This window comes from Flaviramulus basaltis, assembly GCF_900114265.1.
Classification (GTDB): Bacteria; Bacteroidota; Bacteroidia; order Flavobacteriales; family Flavobacteriaceae; genus Flaviramulus; species Flaviramulus basaltis.
Genome location: NZ_FPKV01000007.1, coordinates 1 through 24,568, shown reverse-complemented (window position 1 = coordinate 24,568; position 24,568 = coordinate 1). Strand labels below are relative to the sequence as shown.

Here is a 24,568-nt window from a genome sequence, read left to right as displayed (position 1 = left end):
AAACTGATTTATCTTGGCCTTTTTGAGATCATATCCCCTAAAACCCCCTTTAAGAGAATGGTTTTTTATTAGTCTATATATATAGACTAATAAAATTGTAGGGTTTTGATTAGATAGCTATATTATATAAGGAGACCTTATTAGAGTATCTCAAACTCCTGATTAAACCAAAATCCCTTTACACTAACCCCGCGTTAGGGATTGTAATGGCATCCTTTTTTACTTTTTAAAAAAAGATATAATGTAAAGCCAGACCCCTAAATGGGGGAACGCACAAAACAAAAAAATTATACTTATATATATATTGTGTGGGTTTGTTTATACTATTATCTTTGCAGCCTGAATTTAATTTATTTTAATGATACATATAACATTACCTGATGGCAGTGTGAAAACGTTTGATGAAGGCGTTACACCAATGGATGTTGCTAAGAGCATAAGTGAAGGATTTGCAAGAAATGTAATTTCGGCGAGTTTTAATGGTACTACTATTGAAACTGCGACCCCTTTAACCACCGATGGCTCGTTAGTTTTATTTACTTGGAATAATGATGAAGGTAAAACTGCTTTTTGGCATAGTTCTGCTCACGTATTAGCTCAAGCTATTGAGGAATTATATCCTAAAGCTAAACTTACTATTGGTCCTGCGATTGAAAATGGGTTTTACTATGATGTGGATTTTGGGGAACATAGTGTCTCTGAGAAAGATTTCAAAGCGATTGAAAACAAAATGTTAGAAATTGCTAGAGGAAAGCACGATTTTAAAATGCGTTCTGCAACAAAGACTGAAGCGTTATCATTATATAAAGGTAATGAATTTAAAACTGAGCTAATTGAGAATTTAGAAGATGGTACTATTACATTTTGTGACCACTCTACATTTACTGATTTATGCCGTGGTGGACATATTCCTAATACAGGTATTATAAAAGCGGTTAAAATTTTAAGTGTTGCTGGCGCTTATTGGAGAGGTAATGAAAATAATCCGCAACTTACTCGTGTTTATGCTATTTCGTTCCCGAAGCAAAAGGAACTTACCGAATATTTAGAATTACTAGAAGAAGCGAAAAAGCGAGACCATAGAAAACTAGGTAAAGAGTTAGAACTTTTTACTTTTTCACAAAAAGTTGGACAAGGTTTGCCTCTTTGGTTGCCTAAAGGTGCTGCTTTACGCGAACGTTTAGAAAACTTTTTAAAAGCTGCACAAAAGAAAGCAGGTTATGAAATGGTTATTACACCACATATTGGACAGAAAGAACTTTACGTAACTTCTGGACATTATGCTAAATATGGAGAAGATAGTTTTCAACCTATTAAAACACCAAAAGAAGACGAGGAGTTTTTATTAAAACCTATGAACTGTCCTCACCACTGTGAAATATATAAAAGTAGCCAGTGGAGTTACAAAGATTTACCTAAGCGTTTTGCTGAATTTGGTACTGTTTATAGATATGAACAAAGTGGTGAACTACATGGATTAACTCGTGTAAGAGGTTTTACTCAAGATGATGCACATTTATTTTGTACACCCGAACAATTAGATAAAGAGTTTAAAGATGTTATTGACTTAGTCCTTTATGTATTTGGATCTTTAGGTTTTGAAAACTTTACCGCACAAGTTTCTGTAAGGGATCCAGAAAATCCCGACAAATATATTGGTGATGTTGCAAACTGGGAAAAAGCAGAGCAAGCCATTATTAATGCAGCAAACGATAAAGGTTTAGATTATGTGATTGAACCTGGCGAAGCTGCTTTTTACGGTCCTAAGTTAGACTTTATGGTTAAAGATGCCTTAGGAAGACGTTGGCAATTAGGTACTATACAAGTAGATTACAACTTACCAGAACGTTTCGAATTAACATATAAAGGCAGTGATAATGAATTACACAGACCTATTATGATACATCGTGCTCCTTTTGGAAGTATGGAACGTTTTGTAGCATTATTATTAGAACATACAGGAGGTAATTTCCCGCTTTGGCTTATGCCAACACAAGCAATTATTTTATCAATTAGTGAGAAATATGAAAAATACTCTGAAAAAGTTTTAAATTTGCTAGAAAATGACGAAATTCGCGCCCTCGTAGACCATAGAAATGAAACTATTGGTAAGAAAATTAGGGAAGCCGAAATGCAGAAGCACCCCTATATGATTATCATAGGCGAGCAAGAAGAGCAAGAAGGAAAGATTACCGTACGCCAACATGGTGGTGAAGATTTAGGTATGATTTCTGTAGAAACTTTCTCTGAAATAATAAAACAAGAAATAAAGAAAACGTTAAAATCGTTTTAAAAATAATAAGTTTAATTTAAAACCATAAAGCCATAGCAATTAGAAGAAGACAGCAACCTAGAAGGGTTTCACAAGAGGATAAACATAAGATTAACTCTAAAATTACTGCGCAAAAACTGCGTCTTGTTGGAGACAACATAGAAATTGGTATTTATACCAAAGGAGATGCTTTAAGAATAGCAGATGAACAAGGATTAGATCTTGTAGAGATTTCGCCAAATGCTGAGCCTCCTGTTTGTAAGGTTATGGATTATAAAAAGTTTCTTTACGAACAAAAGAAACGTGATAAGGCTTTAAAATCTAAAGCCACTAAAGTTATCATAAAAGAAATTCGTTTTGGTCCACAAACAGATGATCATGATTACGATTTTAAAAAGAAACATGCTGAGAAGTTTTTAAAAGAAGGCGCAAAGCTTAAAGCTTTTGTATTCTTTAAAGGACGATCAATCATATTCAAAGAACAAGGTCAAATTTTGTTACTTCGTTTAGCACAAGACCTTGAAGAATTTGGTAAAGTAGAGCAAATGCCTCGATTAGAAGGTAAACGTATGACTATGTTTATTGCTCCAAGAAAGTAAAATACTCTGAATAGTTCAGGGATTAAAGATAATTAAGCGAAATAATTAAAACTAGGAAAAGAAAATGCCTAAAATGAAAACAAAATCTAGTGCCAAAAAACGTTTTAAGTTAACAGGTACTGGTAAGATAAAAAGAAAGCACGCTTTTAAAAGTCACATCTTAACAAAGAAGTCTAAAAAGCGTAAGCTAGCGTTAACTCATGATACATTAGTACATAAGGCTGACGAGAATAATGTTAAAACAATGTTACGTTTAAAGTAATAACGTTTTAACCGGTTAAAACAATTTATAAACCCTGGAGTTAGGCAAATTAAAAAAGTGTTAAGTAATTAACCGCCTACTACAAAAAACAATTAAAATTATGCCAAGATCAGTAAATTCTGTAGCAAAAAGAGCCAGAAGAAAAAAGGTTCTTAAACAAGCAAAAGGTTACTTTGGACGTCGTAAAAACGTTTGGACAGTAGCAAAAAATGCGGTTGATAAAGCGATGCAATACTCGTACAGAGACCGTAGAAACAAAAAAAGAACATTCCGTGCTTTATGGATTACGCGTATTAACGCTGGAGCCAGAGAATACGGTTTATCTTATTCTCAATTTATGGGAGCATTAAAAGCTAATGATATTGAATTAAACCGTAAGGTTTTAGCAGATTTAGCTATGAATAATCCTGAGGCTTTTAAAGCTGTAGTAGAGAAAGTAAAATAAGGCTTTTTGCCTATTGTAAAACATATTATTCGCTTAATAAAAAGTCCATCTCTTTTGAGTTGGACTTTTTTTATTAATTAATATCTTAGAAACATCCTTTAATTAAAGGAATATTAAGTTTGTAAATCAAAATAACTATATGAACCTATCTCAAATTAAATTAGTTGTCACAGATATGGATGGCACATTATTAAATTCCAATCATGAAGTTAGCAGCTTATTTTTTGATTTATTTGAAGAACTAAAAAAGCACAACATTCTATTTGTTGCAGCTAGTGGTAGACCTTACTACAGTATTATTGATAAGTTAAATTCTATAAAAGATGATATTATAATTGTTGCTGAAAATGGTGGTATTGTCATGAAACAAGATGAACTCCTTTTAACAACACCAATTAAAAAAGATGGTTTATTGGAAATTGAATTACTAATTGACTCAAATGAAAACATTCACCCTGTTTTTTGTACACCATCAAAAGCCTATTTTAAAAGTAGTTCAAATAGTCAAATCAAATTCTTATCTGAATACTACCCAACTTCAAGCATTATTGATAGTATTACTGAGGTTAAAGAAGAGATTATTAAAATTGCATTATACAATCAAGAAGATTCAGAAAAACATATATATCCTCATTTTAAACATCTAGAACCAAATTATAAAGTTAAAATATCTGGAAAACATTGGGTGGATTTATCTGATGATTTGGCTAATAAAGGACATGCTATTGAATTACTTCAGAAAAAATTTAGCATTACAAGTGATGAAACACTCGTTTTTGGTGATTACAATAATGACTTAGAAATGCTAAAACTTGCAACATATAGCTTTGCTATGGAAAACGCACATTCTAATATATTAGAAATTGCAAACTATATAACCAAAAGCAATGATGATTTTGGAGTTGAATTTATTTTAGAAAAACTTATTAAATCTAAAAGTTAACTTCCAAAAGCAGTTATAACAATATTTCTTGAACCACCATAATCTCTATGTTCGCATAAATATATCCCTTGCCAAATTCCTAAATTAGGTTCTCCTTTTGTTATAGGTATATTTACTGATGATCCAAGTAAAGAAGATTTTATATGCGCAGGCATATCATCTGGTCCTTCATAAGTATGCTTATAATGTTTAGCATTTTCTGGAACCATTATATTAAAATGGCTTTCAAAATCACCTCTTACTGTATAATCTGCGTTTTCATTTATAGTTAAACTTGCCGATGTATGTTTAATAAACACTTGCAATTGACCAATATTAATTTGTGAAATTTCTGGAATTGCTGTTAAAACAGAATCAGTAATCAAATGAAAACCTCTTTTATATGGTTGTAATTTTATTTCTTTTTGAAAAAACTTCATATTTCAAATTTACATTTAAAATTCTATAATTTATGCGCAACCATTTTAAATCCTTTTCATCTACATAATAGAAATTAAAAAAACATGAAATACTACACATTAATACTGCTTATTAGTTTTATTACTTTCACAAATTGTTCTATAAATAATAATGACAATGATACTACTCCTATAGTAATAATTACTTATTGGAGTTTAGATAATGTAAGTGGAGGTGTTGCTGGAATAGATGAAGATTTTTCAGAAAATACTGTTAAATGGATATTTAATGAAACAACATCAACTCTAAATGTTGAAAATAATAATGATAATGACACTAAACCAGATGGTTTAGATTCTGGTAATTATAATTATTCTGTTTTACAGAAAGGATCCAATTTGTTCTTAATTGTTGGCTCTAATGAAATTGGGCGTTTTACTGTTTCACAAAATCAACTTGTTATAAACGAGAATGAAACTTCCAATGGAACTCTAGCAGATGGCTATATTTATACCTTTAAAAAAATTGTAGTAACTGAATAAAAAATATAACTTTTTAAGTTTTCTGTTTCTTTTTTCTAGCCGCTGGGAATAAAACATTGTTTAATATCAATCGGTAACCAGGAGAAGTTGGGTGTAAATCAAGTTCTGTTTTGGCATCTCCTACCCTATGCTGATAATCTTCTGGATCGTGTCCACCATAAAATGTAAAAAATCCTTTGCCTTTTATACCGTGAATGTATTTAGCTTCTCCATTAGATTTTGTTTCTCCCATTACCAAAACATTAGATTTAATTTCATCTCTAGTAAATGAAGTTGTTTGTCCCATAAAGCCTTTAACTAATGAGGTATGATTTTGGCATAACATGGTTGGAATAGGATCCCATTTTGCTGAAAAATCCATAAGTGAGAAATAATCACTTGTTTGAGGAATCATTCTTTTTCTTGTCATATCTATAGATGAAAACTCATAAATTAATGGACTTCTCTCTAAAGTATAATTTGTAAATGCAAAGGTTTTGTTATAGTCTATTTTATTTTGATATCCTGGATCACTTCCGTCACCATCAAACATGGGTTCGCAAATATCAACCCCTTCAACAGATAATGCAATATCAAAACTATCGGTAGCGCTACACATAGCAAACATAAAACCTCCGCCAATAACATAGTCACGAATTTTTAAAGCCACGGCTAATTTCTCATCAGATACTTTGCTGTACCCTAGTTTTTCTGCTAATGCTTCAGCTTCTTTTTTCTCTTCAATATACCATGATGATGCTCTGTACTGAGCATAAAATTTACCAAACTGTCCTGTAAAATCTTCATGATGCAAGTGTAGCCAATCAAAAAGTAATAGTCCATCATTTAGTACTTCTTCATCATAAATGGTTTCATAAGGAATTTCTGCATATTGCAAAACCATTGTTACTGCATCATCCCAAGGTTGCTTACCATTGGGTGTATAAACTGCAATTTTAGGAGCTTTTTCTAAAACTACAGCTTCCATGTTTTGACTTGGGCTACTAATTTCTTCTAAAATACTTTCAGCTTTTTCATTGGAAATAACCTCGAAAGAAACACCGCGGATTTGACATTCGCGTTGAATATCATCTAAATCTGGTAATAAAAAAGAACCACCTCTGTAATTAAGTAACCATTTTACTTTTAACTCTTTATTGAGTGTCCAGTAAGTTATACCGTAAGCTTTTAAATGATTTTTTTGGCTCTCGACATCCATGGGAACTAAGATGTAAGATGCAAAGGCTTTTACAGAAATAAATAGGAGTAAAATGATTAATAGGGTCTTTTTCATAGACCGAAAGATAATCAAAAAATGCTTTTATCTAATATTGTTTAACAGGAGTTTAGTTTTTAAAATGGTACATCGTTATCATCGTCATCATCATTAAACGAGCTACCAAAAGCTTCATTTGGACTTGCTTTAAAATTATCTGCTTTAAAAGTATCATCATTTGCTGCAGCATTCATTTTAGAATGAAACTCGAAAGGAGAATCAAAATCATCTAAATTATCAAACTTACCTAAATGCCCAATAAACTTTAAACGGATGCTTTCTAAACCACCATTTCTGTGTTTAGCAACTATAAACTCACCTTGTCCTTCGGTTGGAGAACGTTCTTCATCATCCCATTCATCAATTTTATAATACTCAGGTCTGTAAATAAAACTTACAATATCGGCATCTTGCTCAATTGCTCCAGATTCACGTAAATCTGAAAGTAATGGTCGTTTACTACCACCACGTGTTTCAACTGCACGTGATAATTGTGATAATGCAATAACAGGTATATTTAACTCTTTTGCTAAAGCTTTAAGGTTTCTCGAAATCATAGAGATTTCTTGCTCACGATTCCCACCATGGCTATTCCCGCCTGTCATCAACTGCAAATAATCAATCATGATAAGTTTTATACCATGTTGTGAAGATAAACGACGTGCCTTTGCACGTAAATCGAAAATTGAAAGCGAAGGCGTATCATCAATAAATAAAGGTGCTTTTTCTAAGCCTTTTACTTTTACGTTAAGTTGTTCCCACTCGTGTTTTTCTAATTTTCCTGTTCTTAGTTTTTCTGATGATAATCCTGTTTCACTAGAAATTAAACGGGTAATTAATTGTACCGAAGCCATCTCTAAAGAGAAAAATGCTACTGGTATATTTTGATCTACAGCGATATTACGTGCCATTGATAATGTTAAAGCCGTTTTACCCATACCTGGACGTGCAGCAATAATAATTAAATCTGATGGTTGCCAACCAGAAGTTAATTTATCTAGCTTATTAAATCCAGTTGGAATTCCACTTAAACCTTCTTTATTTGAAATTTCTTCAATCTTCTTTTTGGCTTGGATAACTAAATCTTGTGCTGTTTCACTAGATTTTTTAATATTCCCTTGTGTAACTTCATATAATTTCGATTCTGCCATGTCCAATAAATCAAAAACATCTTTTGTTTCATCATAAGAATCTTCAATAATTTCACTTGAAATCTTAATCAAGCTTCGTTGAATAAATTTCTGCAAAATAATACGTGCATGAAACTCAATATGTGCAGATGAGGATACTTTTTGAGTTAAAGAAATAAGGTAAAAATCACCTCCTGAAAGTTCTAACTTAGAATTTTTCTTTAACTGTGTAGAAACGGTTAATAAGTCGACTGGCTCACTGTTTTCAAACAAATGAAAAATTGCTTCAAAAATATGTTGATGCGCTTCTTTATAAAATGCTTCTGGACTTAAAATATCAATAACCTCATCAACACCTTTCTTATCAATCATCATTGCCCCAAGCACAACCTCTTCTAAGTCAAGTGCTTGAGGAGGTATTTTCCCTTTCTCAAGACTGATTAAGGTGCTTTTATCAACTTTGTATCCTGTTAATTGATTGGGTTGTTTCATAGCTACGAAAGTAATTAAAAAGAAAGTATATTGAGTTTTATTGATGCTATCATTGTTAACCAATAGTTAACAATTTAACTGTTAATAACTTGAAAATATTGTGAATAAGCATAAAAAAACCTGAAGCGAAAAACTTCAGATTTTTTTATACTATGATTTTTAAAAGCCTTAGTCTTTATAGACTCCCATTTGAGCATATTTTTCCATACGCTGAGAAACTAAATCTTTTGGTGATAAGTTTTTAAGAACTTCATAAGATTTTAAAATAGCATTGCTAACCGATGTAAACGTTTTTTCACGATCTCTGTGAGCTCCTCCAAGAGGTTCTTTTATAATTTCGTCAACTATCTTAAGTCTTTTCATATCTGCTGCAGTAAGCTTTAAGGCTTCTGCGGCTTGTTCTTTATACTCCCAACTATGCCATAATATTGAAGAACATGATTCTGGTGAAATTACAGAATACCATGTGTTTTCCAACATTAATACTCTATCTCCTACTCCAATGCCTAATGCACCACCTGATGCTCCTTCACCAATTACAATAGTAATTATTGGTACTTTTAAGCGAGTCATTTCTAAAATGTTTCTGGCTATGGCTTCTCCTTGTCCGCGTTCTTCAGCTTCCAAACCTGGGTATGCTCCAGGAGTATCTAAAAGAGTAACTACAGGAATTCCAAATTTTTCAGCAGACTTCATTAAGCGTAATGCCTTTCTATAGCCTTCTGGATTTGCCATTCCAAAATTTCTATACTGACGTGTTTTCGTATTATATCCTTTTTGCTGACCTATAAACATAAAACTTTGGTCGCCAATTTTTCCTAAACCACCAATCATGGCTTTATCATCTTTAAAGCTTCTATCTCCATGTAATTCTAAAAAAGAATTTCCACAAATAGCTTTAATATGATCTAAAGTATAAGGTCTGTTTGGATGGCGAGATAACTGCACTCTTTGCCAAGGAGAAAGGTTTTTATATATATCTTTTTGAGCTGCTTTTAACTTCTTTTCAATTTGGTCACAAGTTTCTGTAACATCAACTTCACTTTCTTCACCAATTATCTTACACTTTTGTAACTGGTCTTCTAGTTCTTTTATAGGGAGTTCAAATTCTAAATATTCCATAAGAATTTTATTAGTTTGCTTTAATCAAGTTAGGGCACAAATATAAAAACTTTAATTTTTATAGAGCATTAAGAATGGTTTCTTTTTAGCTTTCTATCATATTTTAAAATTGCATTTAATAATACTACGCCAATAATTATTACTGCTCCATAATAGAAAGAGGTACTCATTTTTTCCTTCTCTGGAAACAAAATAAGCGCTAGAATAATACCATAAACAGGTTCTAAATTATAAGTTAAAACCACTGAATACGGGCTAATTATTTTCATAACATATACTGATGCTATAAATGCGTAAGCGGTACAAATTGATGCTAATATGAAAAGATAACCAAAATCTGATTTACTGATATTAAAAAAATCTGCTGAAAAACCATCTCCAAAACATAAAATGTAGATCGATATAAATAAAACACCGCTTAAAAATTCATAAAATGAAATCACAGTTGCTGTATTTTGCTTTAAAAAGCTTCCGTTTAAAACGGCGAATAACGAAGAAAAAAAAGCAGATGAAATTCCCAAAAGAATGCCTGTAAGGTATTTCATTTCACTTTGTGTTATTACATAAACACCAATAATTACAATAACTCCAAAAACAATTTCATACCATATAATACTACGTTTATAGATTATGGGTTCTATGAAAGATGCAAAAAAAGCACCTGTTGAAAACATGGCTAAAGCAATAGAAATGTTGGCTTCATCTATAGCTCCAAAAAACGTAATCCAATGTAAAGCGATTATGATACCGGCTATTGAAAGTCTGAGTATAGTTTTGGGATTAATTTTTAATTTAACTTTTGCAATTTTAATATATAAAAACATTAAAATAGAAGCTATTACCATTCTGTACCAAACTAAAGGCACTGCTGTTATAGTAATTAATTCGCCTAAAACTGCAGTAAAGCCAGCTATAAAAACTAAAAGATGAAGATGGAGATAATTTTTAAGTTTAGCGTTTTGCATTATACAAAAGATAAATAGCTAAAATACCAAAAATGATATTTGGAAACCATACAGCAATAATAGGTGGAAAATCAGATTGTTCTGCCATAACTCCAAAAATTTTATCGAAGAATACAAAAACCATAGCAATACATATACCAACCGCTAAGTTAATCCCCATACCTCCTCGACGTTTTTTAGACGACACTGCCAAAGCAATAATAGTTAATATAAATACTGAAACTGGTAAACTCCATTTTCTATACAAAACTAATTTAAAACGCCCCACGTTTGAAGAACCACGGGCTTCTTCTTTTGCAATAAACTGTTTTAAATCGCCATACATTTTAGTTTCTGCAGCATAAATAACTGGTATTAAATCATCAACATCAAAACTAAACAGTGTATCTTTTCTTCTAACTATTTCTAATTCGTCTTCATTTTCGCCAATAGTTCGTTTTACATAATTTGTTAATCTGTAAAGCGTATCTTTTTCAATGTATTTAATACTACTGGCTGTGATTTTAAATTTAAGCTCATTTTCCTCAAAATGTTCTAAAGTAAAATTACTACCGTTGCTATTTTTAACATCAAAACTACTTACGTATATAATATCGTTGTCATTTATTTGCCTAAATACATTAGTATTTTCGACTGTACTTGCTCCCTTTTTTAAATATTTGTAACTAAAATCATTAAAGCCCTCGCTGGCTTTTGGTGCTAAATATAAACCAAGAATAATGGCTAGTATACCTACTATAGTAGCGCCTATCATGTATGGTCTTAAAAAACGAGAAAATGAAACTCCTGAACTTAAAAAGGCTATAACCTCAGTATTATTGGCTAATTTTGAGGTAAACCAAATAACGGATAAGAATAAAAATAATGGAAATAGTAAATGTGCAAAATAGATTGTAAAGTCCAGTAAATACAATAAAACTTCACCAAAAGGAACTTCATTTTCAAGAATTTTTCCAATTTTTTCAGCTAAATGTACAGTTATTCCTATTGGAATAAACAGGAATAACATCATGAAAAATGTAAACAAATAGCGCTTTAATATGTACCAATCTAAAATCTTCATTTATAATTATAAACGATTATCCATTTGTTTAACCATTTTATCTTTCCAAGTTTTAAAATCTCCTGCTAATATATGTTTTCTAGCCTCGCGAACCAACCATAAATAAAAACCTAAATTATGAATGGTTGCTATTTGTTTACCCAACAATTCGTTAACCGTAAACAAATGTCTTAAATAAGCTTTACTATATTCTGTATCTACAAATGTAATTCCCATGTCATCAATAGGAGAAAAATCTTCTGCCCATTTTAAATTTTTAATATTTATAGAACCAAAAGCAGTAAACAACATACCATTTCTAGCATTACGTGTTGGCATTACACAATCAAACATATCTACACCTAACGCAATATTTTCTAAAATATTGATTGGTGTGCCTACGCCCATTAAATAACGAGGTTTATCTTCTGGTAAAATTGAGCAAACCACATCGGTCATCGCATACATTTCTTCTGCAGGTTCACCTACAGATAATCCTCCAATGGCGTTTCCAACTGCTCCAGAATTCGCAATATATTCTGCGGATTGCATACGTAAATCTTTATAAGTACTTCCTTGAACTATTGGAAAAAAAGCTTGATTATATCCGTATTTAAGGGGTGTTTTTTCTAAATGATTTATACATCTATCTAACCATCTATGCGTCATGTGCATCGAGCGTTTTGCATAATTATAATCGCAAGGATATGGCGTACATTCATCAAAAGCCATAATAATATCTGCTCCTATAGTACGCTGAATTTCCATTACATTTTCTGGTGTAAACGTATGGTAGCTACCATCAATATGAGATTTAAATTTAACGCCTTCTTCTTTAATTTTTCTATTTGCAGATAAAGAATAGACTTGATACCCTCCAGAATCGGTTAAAATATTTCTATCCCAATTCATAAATTTATGTAATCCGCCAGCTTTTTCTAAAACTTGAGTTTGCGGTCTTAAATATAAATGATAGGTATTACCTAAAATAATATCTGGATTTATTTCTTCTTTTAACTCACGTTGATGTACACCTTTTACAGTTGCTACTGTTCCAACAGGCATAAAAATTGGTGTTTCTATAACTCCATGATCTGTCGTTATTTTTCCTGCTCTAGCTTTACTTTGAGTATCTTTTGCTTTTAATTCAAATTTCATATAAATCATTACTTCAATCGGCAAACCTACATATTTTTTTAATTTTAAAATAAGATTCTTACATTAATATGTAGGTTGATTAATTCCTAATTATAAAATTTTAGATATTGAAGTAAGTGAACAGATGAAAAATGAAAATGATTACAATAAAAAGAAAATAATATGGTTTTGGCAACGTTTTTGATTATATAAACGAAATCTTAAAACGAACAATTATGAGAAATTTATTTTTTATTTTATTGATTGCTATTATTATTCCAACCACTTCAATAGCACAAACTGCAACTGGTATTGGTTTAAAAGCCGGTTTAAATTACAATGCCAATGGTGATTACTTTGAGTCTATAGGTGATAATGCCAAAAATCCAGATAGAAATGTAGGCTATCATTTTGGTATATTTGGAAAAATTGGAAATCAAGTTTATTTCAAACCAGAACTAGTTTATACAAGTACAAAAAGTGAATATGATAATAATGACTTTAAAATGCAAAAACTTGATGCACCTTTATTAATTGGTTTAAAAGTATTAGGACCTATTAGTGTATTTGGAGGCCCATCATTTCAATACATTTTAGAGACTGAGTTTGATGGTATTGCAATAAATGATGTAGAAAATGATTTTACAGTTGGGCTAAATTTTGGTATTGGTCTTAACTTAAATAAATTAGGTATTGATTTAAGATACGAACGTGGATTTAGCGATAATGAAGCTACCTTTTTAGGTAATAATGGTATTGGAACCAGTAGATTGGATACGAGGCCTGATCAATTAATTTTGAGTTTATCCTTAATTTTATAATACCCGATTATTTATAAAAACAAAAACCTCGCAATTGCGAGGTTTTTGTTTTTATCTTAATTTAATTATTTCTATTTGAACCTATTTCTTCAGGATCTAAATAATTTGGGATTCCATTAGAACCAATATCATTAGTTGGATCTCCATCTTTATTTAAATCTTCATAAATAGTTGGAATACCATCGCCATCATCGTCTGCATCTGCATAATCTGGAGTACCATCACCATCTGTATCATCATCTGTTTCATCTGCTAAATCTGAGAAATTAACACTAAATTCTCCATCACCATTTAAATCTTCATTATAAGAAGGAACACCGTCACCATCATGGTCATTTTCTTCCATTTGTAATAAATCAAATTTAAAAGCTATTGGTGAATAGGCACCTATACCTACAGTAGCATTTGAAAAATATCCTAAACCTGAAGGTAAAAACATAACACCTGCACCGTGGTTTGAATAACTAACTGTTCCATCTCCATTATCATCAAAAGATTCAGAAGTATTAAAAAACGGTATAACTTTTCTCCAACCTGGTACTAATGAAGTTAAATCAAAACTTACTGGTGTTATTGCACTATCAAAAATTTCGTTATCTAAGGTGAAACCTTCATACTTTACACGTACTTGATCTGCAAATTTTGGCATATCTTCTCCTCCACCTTGATTTAATTTAAGAATATAAAAGGTGTAATTTGTTTCAGCATAAACAGCTGTTTTAGTTTCAACAGCATCAATTAACAATGTATTTCCATCTTCTAAAACTTCACCTTCTTCTAGTTTTGAAATAACTAAATCTTTAGTGTTTGGGTTTGTATTAGAAGCATCAAAAGCACTAGAATTATAATAATGTGTTTCTAAATAACCAATTATAGAGTCATTATCAACTATTTGCTGTTCTGCTCTATCTCTTATTTCAACTACTGTTGTTCCTCCGCCATCATCTTTATTACAAGACAAAAAACCAACTATTAAACATAAAATTAATAAAGCTACTTTTCCTTTTCTCATTATTGCTTATTTTTGAGGTCGCAAGATACAATTTTAATACAATCTTGCACAAGAACATTAACGTAGTTTTTAGAATAATTATATGCGAATAGACAAGTATTTATGGTGCATTAGGTATTACAAAACAAGAACTTTAGCGACTACAGCTTGTAAGAAAGGGCAAGTGCGTATAAACCAAGAAGTAGCAAAGCCAAGTAGAGAGGTATACCCGCAGGATACTATTATGCTACGAAAAGAACAAATAAACTATAAACTTACTGTTAATGATATTCCTGAAAGTAGAGTTGGCGCAAAATTAGTTGATATCTATAGAACAGATATTACGCCTAAAGAACAGTTTGAAGCTAAAGAACTTTTAAAATATTCGAAAGATTATTATAGGAAAAAAGGTGTTGGAAGACCAACTAAAAAAGATAGAAGAGATATTGATGATTTTACAGATGAAAATGAGTAATTTTATAGTTTAATTTTTCAACCAATTATTATGACTGTTAAGAATAATGTAATACTTAATCATGATGAAATTAATCATAAAATAAGACGTATTGCTTTTCAGATTTACGAAAATAATGTTAATGAAAAAGAAATTATTTTGGCTGGTATTGATAAAAACGGATATATTTTTGCTAAAAAATTAAAATTAGCACTTCAAAAAATATCTGACATTAACCCGATACTTTGTAAGGTTATTATTGATAAAAAAAATCCTTGGTTAGATATAAAAACTTCTATTACACCAGAAGACTACAAAAATAAATCTTTAATTCTTGTTGATGATGTTTTAAACTCTGGTACTACACTAATTTATGGTGTTAAACATTTTTTAAATGTCCCTTTAAAACAATTTAAAACTGCTGTTTTGGTTAATAGAAATCATAAAAAATATCCAGTCAAAGCAGATTTTAAAGGTATTTCGCTTTCTACATCATTAAAAGAGCATGTAAATGTGGTTTTAGAAGGAAAAGCATTTGAGGCTGTTTTAGAATAACTCTAATAGAATCTCTTTTACTATTTCCTTTTTTGTTTTATTATCTGTATTTATTTGAACTTCTGCTTTGCTATAATATGGAATGCGCTCGAATAAATGCTTTCCAATGAATTCTGTTAAAGCTTCATCTGTTTTAATGTGTGCTATTAAAGGGCGCTTGTTTTTTTTCTTGCTAAGTTTTTTTACCAATGCTGGAATTGAAGATTTTAAATAAATGCTTCTAACATTATTTGCATTTGAAATTAGTTGCATGTTATTTCCAAAACAAGGCGTTCCTCCTCCTAAAGATAATATAACATTTGTTTTTGTTTGTAATAATTCTTCTAAATAAAACGATTCTTGCTTTCTAAAATAAATTTCTCCCTTAGATTTAAAAATATCACTCACAGATAAATTTTCTTTATTTTCAATAAAATCATCTAAATCTATAAAATCATACTTTAATTTTTTAGCTAATTTCACACCAATAGTCGACTTTCCGGAAGCCATATACCCAATTAAAACTAATATCATTTTTACGTTACAAATTGATTATTAAAAACATACATTTAAGTGATGCAAAAAAACAAAAAATTCTTTTAAAAAAGTATTGTTTTATTAATTAAACATTTTATATTTGCACCCGCTAACAGCAATATGTTAGCATTTATAATTAATGACCTGGTAGCTCAGTTGGTAGAGCATTTCACTTTTAATGAAAGGGTCCTGGGTTCGAGCCCCAGCCCGGTCACTAAATCGGATACTATCCGAAATCAAAACCTTGTTAATCTTATGATTAGCAAGGTTTTTTAGCTTTTAGGCAATCATTTAATTTTATATTATTTAGTTTTAAAAAGCCATAAATCGTCAACAAGAATCTGAATATCTAATTTTTACACCAATACACTAAGCTAATTTTTTCCTATAAGTAATTGATAGACCAAATTCTTATCCATTGCAAAAATGGTAGTTTGCAACTTTACAACGTCAATAATATATTTATTAAAGGTTTAGTTCAATAGAAATAGGTTTCTTTCATGAAATGGAAGTGTATTATCAAAACCATTGGCACACTTCTAAATGATAATAGAATTTACATCCAAAACACTATGCCCATTTCAAAAGGAATTTGCTAAAATTGCTGAATTTATCAATCCCTGAATTTCCAAGAATTTGATACTTCTTAGTACCTAATGATGGTTTTTTATTAATAAATAATTTGTGTAATAAACCATAATCAACTATAAGTTAATTAGTTACAATTAGCCTCAGCATATAAGCGTTCTGCTAAAGCGCATTGACATTCTTGAATGCACAACAAAACATCTAGTTTCATAACTAAATGTCGCTACTACACCCCTATTTCAAATACCCCCAACTAACAAAAGCCGCTTTTGTAAACGACTATCAATTAAACGTTCACAAGACACAAAAAAAGTATCTAAATCAAGATGTAAAATATTTTATTTACGCAATAAAATTAGCTACATATAAAAGTAATTATTACCTATATTTGTAGTGTTATGAAACTGATATCAAAAAACATCAAACATTTAAGGAAACTCAAAAACCTCACTCAAGAAGTGTTGGCTAATAAATTAAGAGTAAAACGTTCTAAAATTGGCTCATACGAAGAAGGGCGTTCCGCTCCTACTATTGAGTTTCTAATAAATCTTTCCGATTACTTCAAAATACCCATTGATATTTTACTTAGAAATGATTTAACAAAATCTGAGGATTCATCATTTATTGAAATTGGAAATCAACGTGTATTATTTCCTATTTTAGTGGATTCAGAAAACGAAAATTTAATTGAAATTGTTCCTATTAAAGCATCAGCTGGTTATTTATCTGGTTACGATGATCCTGAATATATTGAGCAATTACAAAGAATTAAATTACCCTTTTTACCCACAGGAAAACATCGTGCTTTTCCAATCAAAGGCGATTCTATGTTACCCATGAAAGATGGTTCATTTGTTATAGGGCGTTTTGTGGAAGATAGAAGTGAAATAAAAACGGGAAGCACTTACGTTTTAGTCACCTTAAATGATGGTATGGTTTATAAGCGTGTTTTAAATAATATTGCTTTTAATGATTCATTATTATTGATGTCTGATAACAAAAAATATAATGACTATAGTGTTCCTATCAACGAAGTATTAGAACTCTGGGAATTCACTTGCAGCATAAATACTCAAGAGTATAGCGAGGAAGAACTCAAATTTAGCAGTATTATCAATATGTTTAATGATCTTGGTATTGAATTAAAAGCCTTAGAAAAATTAATATAATGATTTATACCGTAATTGATGTAGAAACTACTGGTGCTGGCAATAAGATTACTGAAATCTCTATTTTTAGATATGAAAATGATTTATTGATTGACGAATTTACATCACTGGTAAATCCAGAGCTACCAATTCCCGACTACATCACTGCCTTAACTGGTATTGATGATTTCATGGTAGCTAAATCACCTTTATTTTCTGAGATTTCTGAATCTATTTTAGATATTACTCAAGATGCTATTTTTATTGCACATAGTGTTAATTTTGACTACAATGTGATAAGAAATGAGTTTAAATCTATCGGAATTAATTTCAACAGAAAGAAACTCTGTACCGTTAGACTTTCTCGAAAATTATTACCTGGTCATAAATCTTATAGTTTAGGCAAAATATGTGATGTATTAGATATTACTATTGTTGGTAGACATCGTGCCAGAGGAGATGCAGAAGCCACTGTCATCCTTTTTAAAATATTACAGAATCAACCAAACGCTCAAGACGTTATTCAATCCTTTTTAAAAAAGGACTCTAAAGAAACCACACTGCCTAAACATCTTAAACAAGAAACTTTTGAACAGCTTCCAAACGCAACAGGGGTGTATTATTTTAAAGATAAAAAAGGTCATATCATTTATGTTGGAAAAGGAAAAGACATTAAAAAGCGAGTATTAAGTCATTTTTATAGTAAAACGGAAAAAGAACTTAATTTGTCTAGAGAAACTGCTGATGTAGATTTTGAACTTTCAGGTAGTGAAACAATAGCATTACTCATGGAAAACGCCGCTATAAAGCATTATTTTCCAAAATACAATCAAGCATCTAAACGTATACCAAAAGCGTATGCGATATTTCGTTACCAAGACAGAAATGGCATCATCCATTTAGCCTATAACACCTTAAAATCAACACCCCAACCAATCCAGATTCTATACAGTATTCAAGAATGTCGTCAATATTTAGAAGCCCTTTGTAAGGAATTTGATTTGTGTCCAAAATATTGTCATTTACAGGAAGGTGTTGCACAATGTTCGCATTATTCAATTCAATCTTGCAAAGGTATTTGTAAAGCATCAGAATCAAAGGCATTATATAATATTCGTGTTAACCAAGCTATTGACTATCTTAAAAATAGGTCTAAAGATGTTATCCTAAAACAACAAGGCAGAAATGAAAATGAGCAAGCCTTTATTATGATTAAAAATAGTAACTACAGAGGTTATGGTTTCATTGATATAAATGAACAAATTAATTCGTCAGAAGATTTGGAGCGATTTTTAATTCCGCAAAAGGATAATATTGATATTCAAAAAATCATTAGAAGAGAGCTCATTAAGCTATAATTTGCTTTTAAATGCATTACCACACTTTTATTATATAATGGTATTTCCCCGTTAAGGAGATTTCTTAAACTATCCAAACCTTAACTGGAATTAAAAAGGTTTTGCCTTTATTGCAAAATTTGCTTGGTCTTCTGCTGTTAAAATCTAATAAACTTGAATATATTCACGTTTTTTCACAACTAGTACATTCTAAATTTGCTTGTAAAGCTATTTTTTTAATTGCCCAAACATTCACCTTCTTTCTCTTGTTTTGTGGTTATTTAAATTAATTTTTTATCTGAAGGAAAATTTCTAATTTATCATTTCCAATAAACACATATTTTAACTGCCTAATGTGAACATAAATATTACTGTTCCCTTGTTTATCACTACTTAAACGCTCAATAATTGTGATCGATTTATATTTATTAGCTATTACTTATCATTAGCAGTTAAAATCATCTATTTATGACTATAAAAACAGTATCAATTTGAGTATTTTAAAGAACTAACTATATCAAAAACAAACAAAAAAAATCCAATTTCAAAGTTTTGTACTTGCATCCATATGTTTAAAACCCATGTTCTTTTATGGCTTGTTCTAAAACAAAACAAAGCCAATTTTTAGAAACAAAACAAACTAAAGTGCATAGTTTTAACTATTTTTGAAACTGTTAAAAAAATATTAGAGGGCTTGAAACTAGTTGTATTTTTTTGTTTCAAACAATATTTTTTTTTAATAAATTGTAATAATGAACTCATTTATTCCACACTATGTACTTAATGAAAAAAATTTTTTTTAACCTATTATGTTTAGTGTTCTCTTTTTCATTAACCTGCCAAAATGAAAAAGACAATCCAACATTATCTGGAGAAAAAGACTTGACTTTTTATTTACTTGATACCGAATTTGGACTATCTAATGATGGTGTGTGGGATATAGAGCAAGATTATTTTGGATTTATTTGGATTGCAACACCTGAAGGTTTAAATCGATATGATGGCACTCAATTTGTTACATACAAAAAAAACAATTCCACCCTAAGCAATAATTTTATCAAGCAAATCCAAGTTAATAAAGATGGTAATTTACTACTTGCAACAGCTAATAGTTTAAATATTTATAATTTAAAATTAGAAAAATTTAAAAATTTAAGTGTTGAGCATAAATTAAATAAGGAAAACTTAAGCTGTGTTTATTATAATGAAAAAGATAAAATCATTATTGGGTATGAAGAAAAAGGAATTCAAATTATTAATAAAGACGGTAAACTAGAATCTTATACTTACAACAAAAAAAATAGATTTTCACTTTCATCAAATGAAATATCTTGTATCACTCAAGAAGTTGATTCGATAGTATGGGTTGGAACAAGAAATGATGGATTAAATAAAATAAACCTTAAAACTAAAGAAACTACCCGAATTCCTCTAATTCAAAATAATAACGATTCGCCATCAAGTATAAACTCCGTTTACTCCGAAAAAAATGGTAATATATGGGTAGGTACTAATAATGGTTTATATGTCATTACCAAAGAAGGAGATACTTTAAATTTAAAAAAATCTGAAATTAGAGACAAAGGTCTAAGTGATGATAATGTTCTATGTTTTGAAGAAGACAATTTAGGACAAATGTGGATTGGAACACGAAATGGAGGATTAAATATTATTAATAAATCTGACTTTTTATCTCAAAAAATAGGTTTTAAAGTAAAATGGTATTTACCAAATCAAGATGGCACAAGTGTATTTAACAGAACTGTTTTATCTATTAAAAAAGATAATAATAACAACATGTGGATTGGTACAAGTACAGGATTAAATTTTGTAAACCCTAAAGGAGAGCCTATTAAACTTATTCATAAAAACAACAGTAGCAAATCCATTAGTCATGATAGAATAAGTGCTTTAGCTAAAAGTACTAATGAAAATATCTGGATTGGAACTGATGGAAGTGGTGTGGATTTCCTTAATACCGATACTGGTATATTTAAAAATTACGATCACAGTTCTCATAATATTAGCAATAACTATATTATTTCCTTACATGAAGACCAAAAAAAACGGTTATGGATTGGCACCTATCAAGGTGGTTTAAATAAAATGGATATTGAAACAGGCAAATGCAAGCATTACTTTAAGGATGATCCCGAAAGAGGAAATGATATAAGAGCTATTTTTGAAGACTCTAAAAATAATATTTGGATTGCTACAGAAACGGGTGGTCTATTTATTTATAATGAAGTTCAAGATCAATTTAATTTTATTCATTCATTAGATGGCATTTATGTTCGAGATATTTGTGAAGATAAAAATGGCTATTTGTGGTTAGCTACAGAGGGTCTTGGAATTGTAAAATATGACCTTATAAATAATGTTTCATCATTATATAACTCAAAAAACATTAAAGGTTTCAATAGTGATGTTTTTTACTCTATTATTTCGCTTCCTAATGGTGATATTTTAGCTGGAACTTTACATGAAGGCATTATTAGATTAAATCCAAAAAACAAAACAATAATTAATTTTAATGAAAGTAATGGATTAAGCAATAACACGGTTAGTAGCATAATTTTTGAAAACGACTCAAGCATTTGGCTTGGTACTTTTAAAGGAATAAGCCATTACAATCCCATTAACAATGAAATATACAATCTTGAAACTTACAATAATATCCAAAAAAGTAAATTTAATATTGGTTCTTCAATAATCAGTGAATCAGGTATTATTTATTTTGGTGGAGATAAAGGATTAAATGTTTTTAATCCAAGAAATATTAAAATCAAAAAAGAATCCCATCCTATTGTGTTCGAAAATTTAGAGGTCTTAAATAAAAAAGTCTCAATTACAGATAAAAAAGGCATTCTAGATCAATCCATTTTATATGAAGATCATATAACACTTAGCCACAATGAAACATTTCTTTCTTTGGACTATGTTACCTTAAAATACCCCTTTGTAAAAAATACAATGTACTCATATAAAGTTGAAAATTATCATGACCAATGGATAAATACAAACGGAGCTGGAAAGGTGAACTTAACCAATATGCCTCCTGGAGATTATACCTTAAAAGTTAAAGCAAAATTCGGTACTGGGGATGAAGTGTCAAAATCTTTACAAATTACAATTAACCATCCTTTTTGGAAAACCCCAATTGCTGTTTTATGCTATGTCATACTTATAAGTTTAAGTTTATGGGGGTTAATGAAGTATTATTCTGAGCATTTAAAATTAAAGAATTCATTTTTATTTGAAAAGAAACAACGGCAATTAGAACACGATTTTAATGAAGAAAGAATCATGTTTTACACTTATTTTTCACATGAATTAAAAACTCCTTTAACTCTAATTATTGCACCAATAGAAGATTTAATTAAAAAAGAAGAGAATAGAAAACAAAAAGAAAAGTTAATATTAATTCAAAATAATGCTAATGTTTTATTACAATCTATAAATCAACTTTTAGAATTTAGAAAGTATAATTTAGGCCTTAGTAAATTAGCCATAGAAAAACACAATCTATCTAATTGTTTAAAACAATGGGTACAAAACTTTAATCCATTAGCAAAAAAAAGAAAAATTTTATTGAGCTATTCTGGTCCAACAGAAGATTTTTTTGCTTGGTTTGATCTAGAAAAACTACATATTATAGTAAACAATTTATTGTCTAATGCCTTTAAATTCACAAAAGAAAAAGGTAAAATTCATGTTGATTTAACTTATGATGACACTAATTTTTATATAAAAACACAGGATACTGGTATAGGTATAACACCAGAAGATATAGAACATATTTTTAATGGATTTTATCAATCCAATTCTACAAAAAGTATAAACGGAATAGGAATTGGACTTACGCTTACTAAAAATTTTATTGAATTACATAATGGACGTATTGAAATTAAAAGTCAGCTTAAAAAAGGCAGTACATTTTCATTTTACATACCAAGAGATTTTTCATTATTAAAAAACTCAAAAGTCATAGACGAAAAACAAACGATAATCAATGATAAACTCTTTTCTGATAATTCTACAACGATAAAAGAAGAAGAAGAAGAAGAAGAAATTTTTCTTAATCTAGAACCAAATATTTCTTTTGATGATAATAAAAAGGTGGTTTTATTAATTGATGATAATTCTGATATTTTAGCTTACTTAAAAGAATTACTAGAAGAAGAATATAATTTAATTTTCGCAAGCGATGGTGAAGAAGGCTTAAATAAAGCTTTAGAATATATTCCTGATATTATTATTTCGGATATTATGATGCCTAAAATAAATGGTATCGAGCTTTGTAGCACTTTGAAAAAAACAATGGAAACCACCCACATTCCTGTTATACTACTTACAGCAAAAGGTAATTCTGATACCATCAAAAAAGGATATGAAGAAGGAGCATATGATTATATAGTAAAGCCTTTTAGCAGTCAATTGTTAAAGGTTCGCATAAAAAACATCTTAGGAAATAGAAAAAAATTAAGAAAATATTTTTTAAAAGAAACAAAAATCCCAAGTAATCTTTCTAAAAACAAGTCCAAAATTTTAGAGCAAGAGCAAGAATTTATACATAAATTAGAGTCCATTATTTTAGGGCTTATCAATAATGATTCTATAGATGTAAACATGGTTGCTCAAAGTATTAAAATGAATAGAGCTACACTATCCCGAAAACTTAAAGCCGTTACAGGACTCACCATCAATAAATTCATCATTCGAGTAAAATTAAATAAAGCATTAGAACTTATTAAAGAAGGAGATTTAACAATCTCTCAAGTCTCATATGAGGTTGGATATAACGATATCAAACACTTCAGGCAGGTATTTAAAGAACAGTTTAACAAAGTTCCTTCTCAGTTTAAAAGTAAGAAACACGAATAATTATTATGAACTAAACATTCACAATTTATTGAATTTTACTGAAACGGATTTCTAAAGATAAAAAAGCATAAGAGAAAATCGATTATGCATCATTCCTGTTAACAGAATATTTAGAATTTCAAATTTAACATAGACTGATTTTTGCTTAACTAGGTTTTAATAATAAGAAAAAAAGCTGATCAGCATCAGTTAACTTGTTTACTTTTAATACATTAAAGCATAAAAAATATTATTGAAGTAATTAACCACATACCTGTGTTTGGACTGTTACTACTAACAAGTGTTCTTCGGATAAAAGTAATATAAGATATCCAAACAAGGTTTGGCTCGGTAACTTCTATATTTTTTATTATCTTTTTGTACGTTTAAAAACGATTATATGAGTCATTGATTCAGATAATGTATTTCTTGCTAGTGTTAGCTTTGATATTTTATTCTCCTATTAAAACCTAACACCCCTTTTTTTTTGCATACCAATATTTAAGGTGATTTGGTAAAAACCACCCTAAATAGAGTTTTTCTAATTTGTTAGCTCAACAAAAACTGGAGATACTTTTTTAAGTATCACGCTAATACCACTAGCTTTAGCTTCAATTTCAAATATTTGAACATCTGATCCACGTTTTGCTTTGCTTAATGCACCTTTTGCTCTACTATCTAACTTATTTC

The 24,568-nt window shown here is 29.9% G+C and carries 22 protein-coding genes, 1 tRNA gene and 1 pseudogene; 13 read left to right on the top strand and 11 right to left on the bottom strand.

Going from position 1 to position 24,568, the window contains the following annotated elements; genetic code table 11:
- The first annotated feature begins 358 nt into the window (after nucleotides 1-358).
- The 5 genes from thrS (at nucleotide 359) to BT151_RS17775 (ending at nucleotide 4,521) form a co-directional block, all read left to right on the top strand.
- Nucleotides 359-2,293, top strand: coding sequence for a threonine--tRNA ligase (thrS, locus tag BT151_RS17795; protein ID WP_072403718.1), 1,935 nt, complete (start codon nucleotides 359-361; stop codon nucleotides 2,291-2,293).
- 32 nt (nucleotides 2,294-2,325) lie between these two features.
- Complete coding sequence (gene infC / locus BT151_RS17790; protein ID WP_216231152.1) at nucleotides 2,326-2,871, top strand: translation initiation factor IF-3; 546 nt, start codon at nucleotides 2,326-2,328, stop codon at nucleotides 2,869-2,871.
- A gap of 64 nt (nucleotides 2,872-2,935) precedes the next feature.
- Entirely contained in the window at nucleotides 2,936-3,133 is a 198-nt protein-coding gene (gene rpmI / locus BT151_RS17785) for a 50S ribosomal protein L35 (RefSeq protein WP_034040729.1), read from the top strand.
- A gap of 100 nt (nucleotides 3,134-3,233) precedes the next feature.
- The gene (rplT, locus tag BT151_RS17780; protein ID WP_072403716.1) at nucleotides 3,234-3,578 is read left to right on the top strand and encodes a 50S ribosomal protein L20; all 345 of its coding nucleotides are present in this window, start codon (nucleotides 3,234-3,236) and stop codon (nucleotides 3,576-3,578) included.
- A 139-nt stretch (nucleotides 3,579-3,717) separates the two neighbouring features.
- Nucleotides 3,718-4,521, top strand: a complete 804-nt coding sequence (locus BT151_RS17775; protein ID WP_072403715.1) for an HAD family hydrolase — start codon at nucleotides 3,718-3,720, stop codon at nucleotides 4,519-4,521.
- Here the strand turns inward: BT151_RS17775 and BT151_RS17770 are convergent.
- A complete protein-coding gene (locus BT151_RS17770) occupies nucleotides 4,518-4,940 on the bottom strand; it encodes a secondary thiamine-phosphate synthase enzyme YjbQ (RefSeq protein WP_072403714.1) in 423 nt (140 codons plus the stop codon). The genes BT151_RS17775 and BT151_RS17770 overlap by 4 nt on opposite strands.
- 84 nt (nucleotides 4,941-5,024) lie before the next feature.
- On the opposite strand from BT151_RS17770, the gene BT151_RS17765 reads away from it, so the two are divergent.
- Entirely contained in the window at nucleotides 5,025-5,462 is a 438-nt protein-coding gene (locus BT151_RS17765; RefSeq protein WP_072403713.1) for a hypothetical protein, read from the top strand.
- Nucleotides 5,463-5,475: 13 nt separating this feature from the next.
- Here the strand turns inward: BT151_RS17765 and BT151_RS17760 are convergent, their stop codons facing one another.
- The 6 genes from BT151_RS17760 to tgt all read right to left on the bottom strand — a co-directional run bounded on the left by BT151_RS17760 (nucleotide 5,476) and on the right by tgt (nucleotide 12,626).
- Complete coding sequence (locus BT151_RS17760; protein WP_072403712.1) at nucleotides 5,476-6,660, bottom strand: asparagine synthetase B; 1,185 nt, start codon at nucleotides 6,658-6,660, stop codon at nucleotides 5,476-5,478.
- A gap of 134 nt (nucleotides 6,661-6,794) precedes the next feature.
- Nucleotides 6,795-8,339 (bottom strand): replicative DNA helicase, encoded by a 1,545-nt coding sequence (gene dnaB, locus BT151_RS17755; protein ID WP_072403711.1) that lies wholly within the window; start codon nucleotides 8,337-8,339, stop codon nucleotides 6,795-6,797.
- Nucleotides 8,340-8,507: 168 nt separating this feature from the next.
- Entirely contained in the window at nucleotides 8,508-9,461 is a 954-nt protein-coding gene (locus BT151_RS17750; protein WP_072403710.1) for an acetyl-CoA carboxylase carboxyltransferase subunit alpha, read from the bottom strand.
- Nucleotides 9,462-9,529: 68 nt separating this feature from the next.
- The gene (locus BT151_RS17745; RefSeq protein ID WP_072403709.1) at nucleotides 9,530-10,426 is read right to left on the bottom strand and encodes a DMT family transporter; all 897 of its coding nucleotides are present in this window, start codon (nucleotides 10,424-10,426) and stop codon (nucleotides 9,530-9,532) included.
- Nucleotides 10,413-11,489: an LptF/LptG family permease gene (locus tag BT151_RS17740; protein WP_072403708.1), complete on the bottom strand. Its 1,077-nt coding sequence runs from the start codon at nucleotides 11,487-11,489 to the stop codon at nucleotides 10,413-10,415. Before BT151_RS17740 ends, BT151_RS17745 begins: the two co-directional genes overlap by 14 nt.
- 6 nt (nucleotides 11,490-11,495) lie before the next feature.
- Nucleotides 11,496-12,626, bottom strand: coding sequence for a tRNA guanosine(34) transglycosylase Tgt (tgt, locus tag BT151_RS17735; protein ID WP_072403707.1), 1,131 nt, complete (start codon nucleotides 12,624-12,626; stop codon nucleotides 11,496-11,498).
- 215 nt (nucleotides 12,627-12,841) lie between these two features.
- Here tgt and BT151_RS17730 point away from each other — a divergent pair, with 215 nt between their 5' ends.
- Nucleotides 12,842-13,426 (top strand): outer membrane beta-barrel protein, encoded by a 585-nt coding sequence (locus BT151_RS17730; RefSeq protein ID WP_072403706.1) that lies wholly within the window; start codon nucleotides 12,842-12,844, stop codon nucleotides 13,424-13,426.
- 61 nt (nucleotides 13,427-13,487) lie between these two features.
- Here BT151_RS17730 and BT151_RS17725 read toward each other — a convergent pair whose 3' ends face one another.
- Entirely contained in the window at nucleotides 13,488-14,438 is a 951-nt protein-coding gene (locus BT151_RS17725; RefSeq protein ID WP_072403705.1) for an FKBP-type peptidyl-prolyl cis-trans isomerase, read from the bottom strand.
- A gap of 82 nt (nucleotides 14,439-14,520) precedes the next feature.
- Between BT151_RS17725 and BT151_RS17720 the strand changes: the two genes are divergently transcribed.
- The gene (locus tag BT151_RS17720; protein WP_072403704.1) at nucleotides 14,521-14,892 is read left to right on the top strand and encodes an RNA-binding S4 domain-containing protein; all 372 of its coding nucleotides are present in this window, start codon (nucleotides 14,521-14,523) and stop codon (nucleotides 14,890-14,892) included.
- A gap of 30 nt (nucleotides 14,893-14,922) precedes the next feature.
- The gene (locus BT151_RS17715; protein ID WP_072403703.1) at nucleotides 14,923-15,426 is read left to right on the top strand and encodes a phosphoribosyltransferase family protein; all 504 of its coding nucleotides are present in this window, start codon (nucleotides 14,923-14,925) and stop codon (nucleotides 15,424-15,426) included.
- Here BT151_RS17715 and BT151_RS17710 read toward each other — a convergent pair.
- Nucleotides 15,418-15,939 (bottom strand): shikimate kinase, encoded by a 522-nt coding sequence (locus BT151_RS17710; RefSeq protein WP_072403702.1) that lies wholly within the window; start codon nucleotides 15,937-15,939, stop codon nucleotides 15,418-15,420. The two genes, BT151_RS17715 and BT151_RS17710, sit on opposite strands and share 9 nt — an antisense overlap.
- A 144-nt stretch (nucleotides 15,940-16,083) precedes the next feature.
- Between BT151_RS17710 and BT151_RS17705 the strand changes: the two genes are divergently transcribed.
- A tRNA-Lys gene (locus BT151_RS17705) sits at nucleotides 16,084-16,156 on the top strand.
- Between the two features lie 526 nt (nucleotides 16,157-16,682).
- On the opposite strand, the pseudogene BT151_RS19020 reads toward BT151_RS17705, so the two are convergent.
- Nucleotides 16,683-16,865: pseudogene (locus BT151_RS19020) on the bottom strand (Y-family DNA polymerase); the annotation flags it as partial.
- Nucleotides 16,866-16,928: 63 nt separating this feature from the next.
- Between BT151_RS19020 and BT151_RS17700 the strand changes: the two are divergent.
- The 3 genes from BT151_RS17700 (at nucleotide 16,929) to BT151_RS17690 (ending at nucleotide 23,899) form a co-directional block, all read left to right on the top strand.
- Entirely contained in the window at nucleotides 16,929-17,699 is a 771-nt protein-coding gene (locus tag BT151_RS17700) for an XRE family transcriptional regulator (RefSeq protein ID WP_072403701.1), read from the top strand.
- Nucleotides 17,699-19,036 carry an exonuclease domain-containing protein gene (locus BT151_RS17695; protein WP_072403700.1) on the top strand — a complete coding sequence of 446 codons (1,338 nt, stop codon included), beginning with the start codon at nucleotides 17,699-17,701 and terminating at the stop codon, nucleotides 19,034-19,036. The genes BT151_RS17700 and BT151_RS17695 overlap by 1 nt, the downstream gene beginning before the upstream one ends.
- 762 nt (nucleotides 19,037-19,798) lie before the next feature.
- Entirely contained in the window at nucleotides 19,799-23,899 is a 4,101-nt protein-coding gene (locus BT151_RS17690; RefSeq protein WP_072403699.1) for a hybrid sensor histidine kinase/response regulator transcription factor, read from the top strand.
- 520 nt (nucleotides 23,900-24,419) lie between these two features.
- Here BT151_RS17690 and BT151_RS19015 read toward each other — a convergent pair.
- Nucleotides 24,420-24,568: GldM family protein (locus BT151_RS19015; RefSeq protein WP_171946662.1), on the bottom strand; the 149-nt coding region annotated here is incomplete at its 5' end.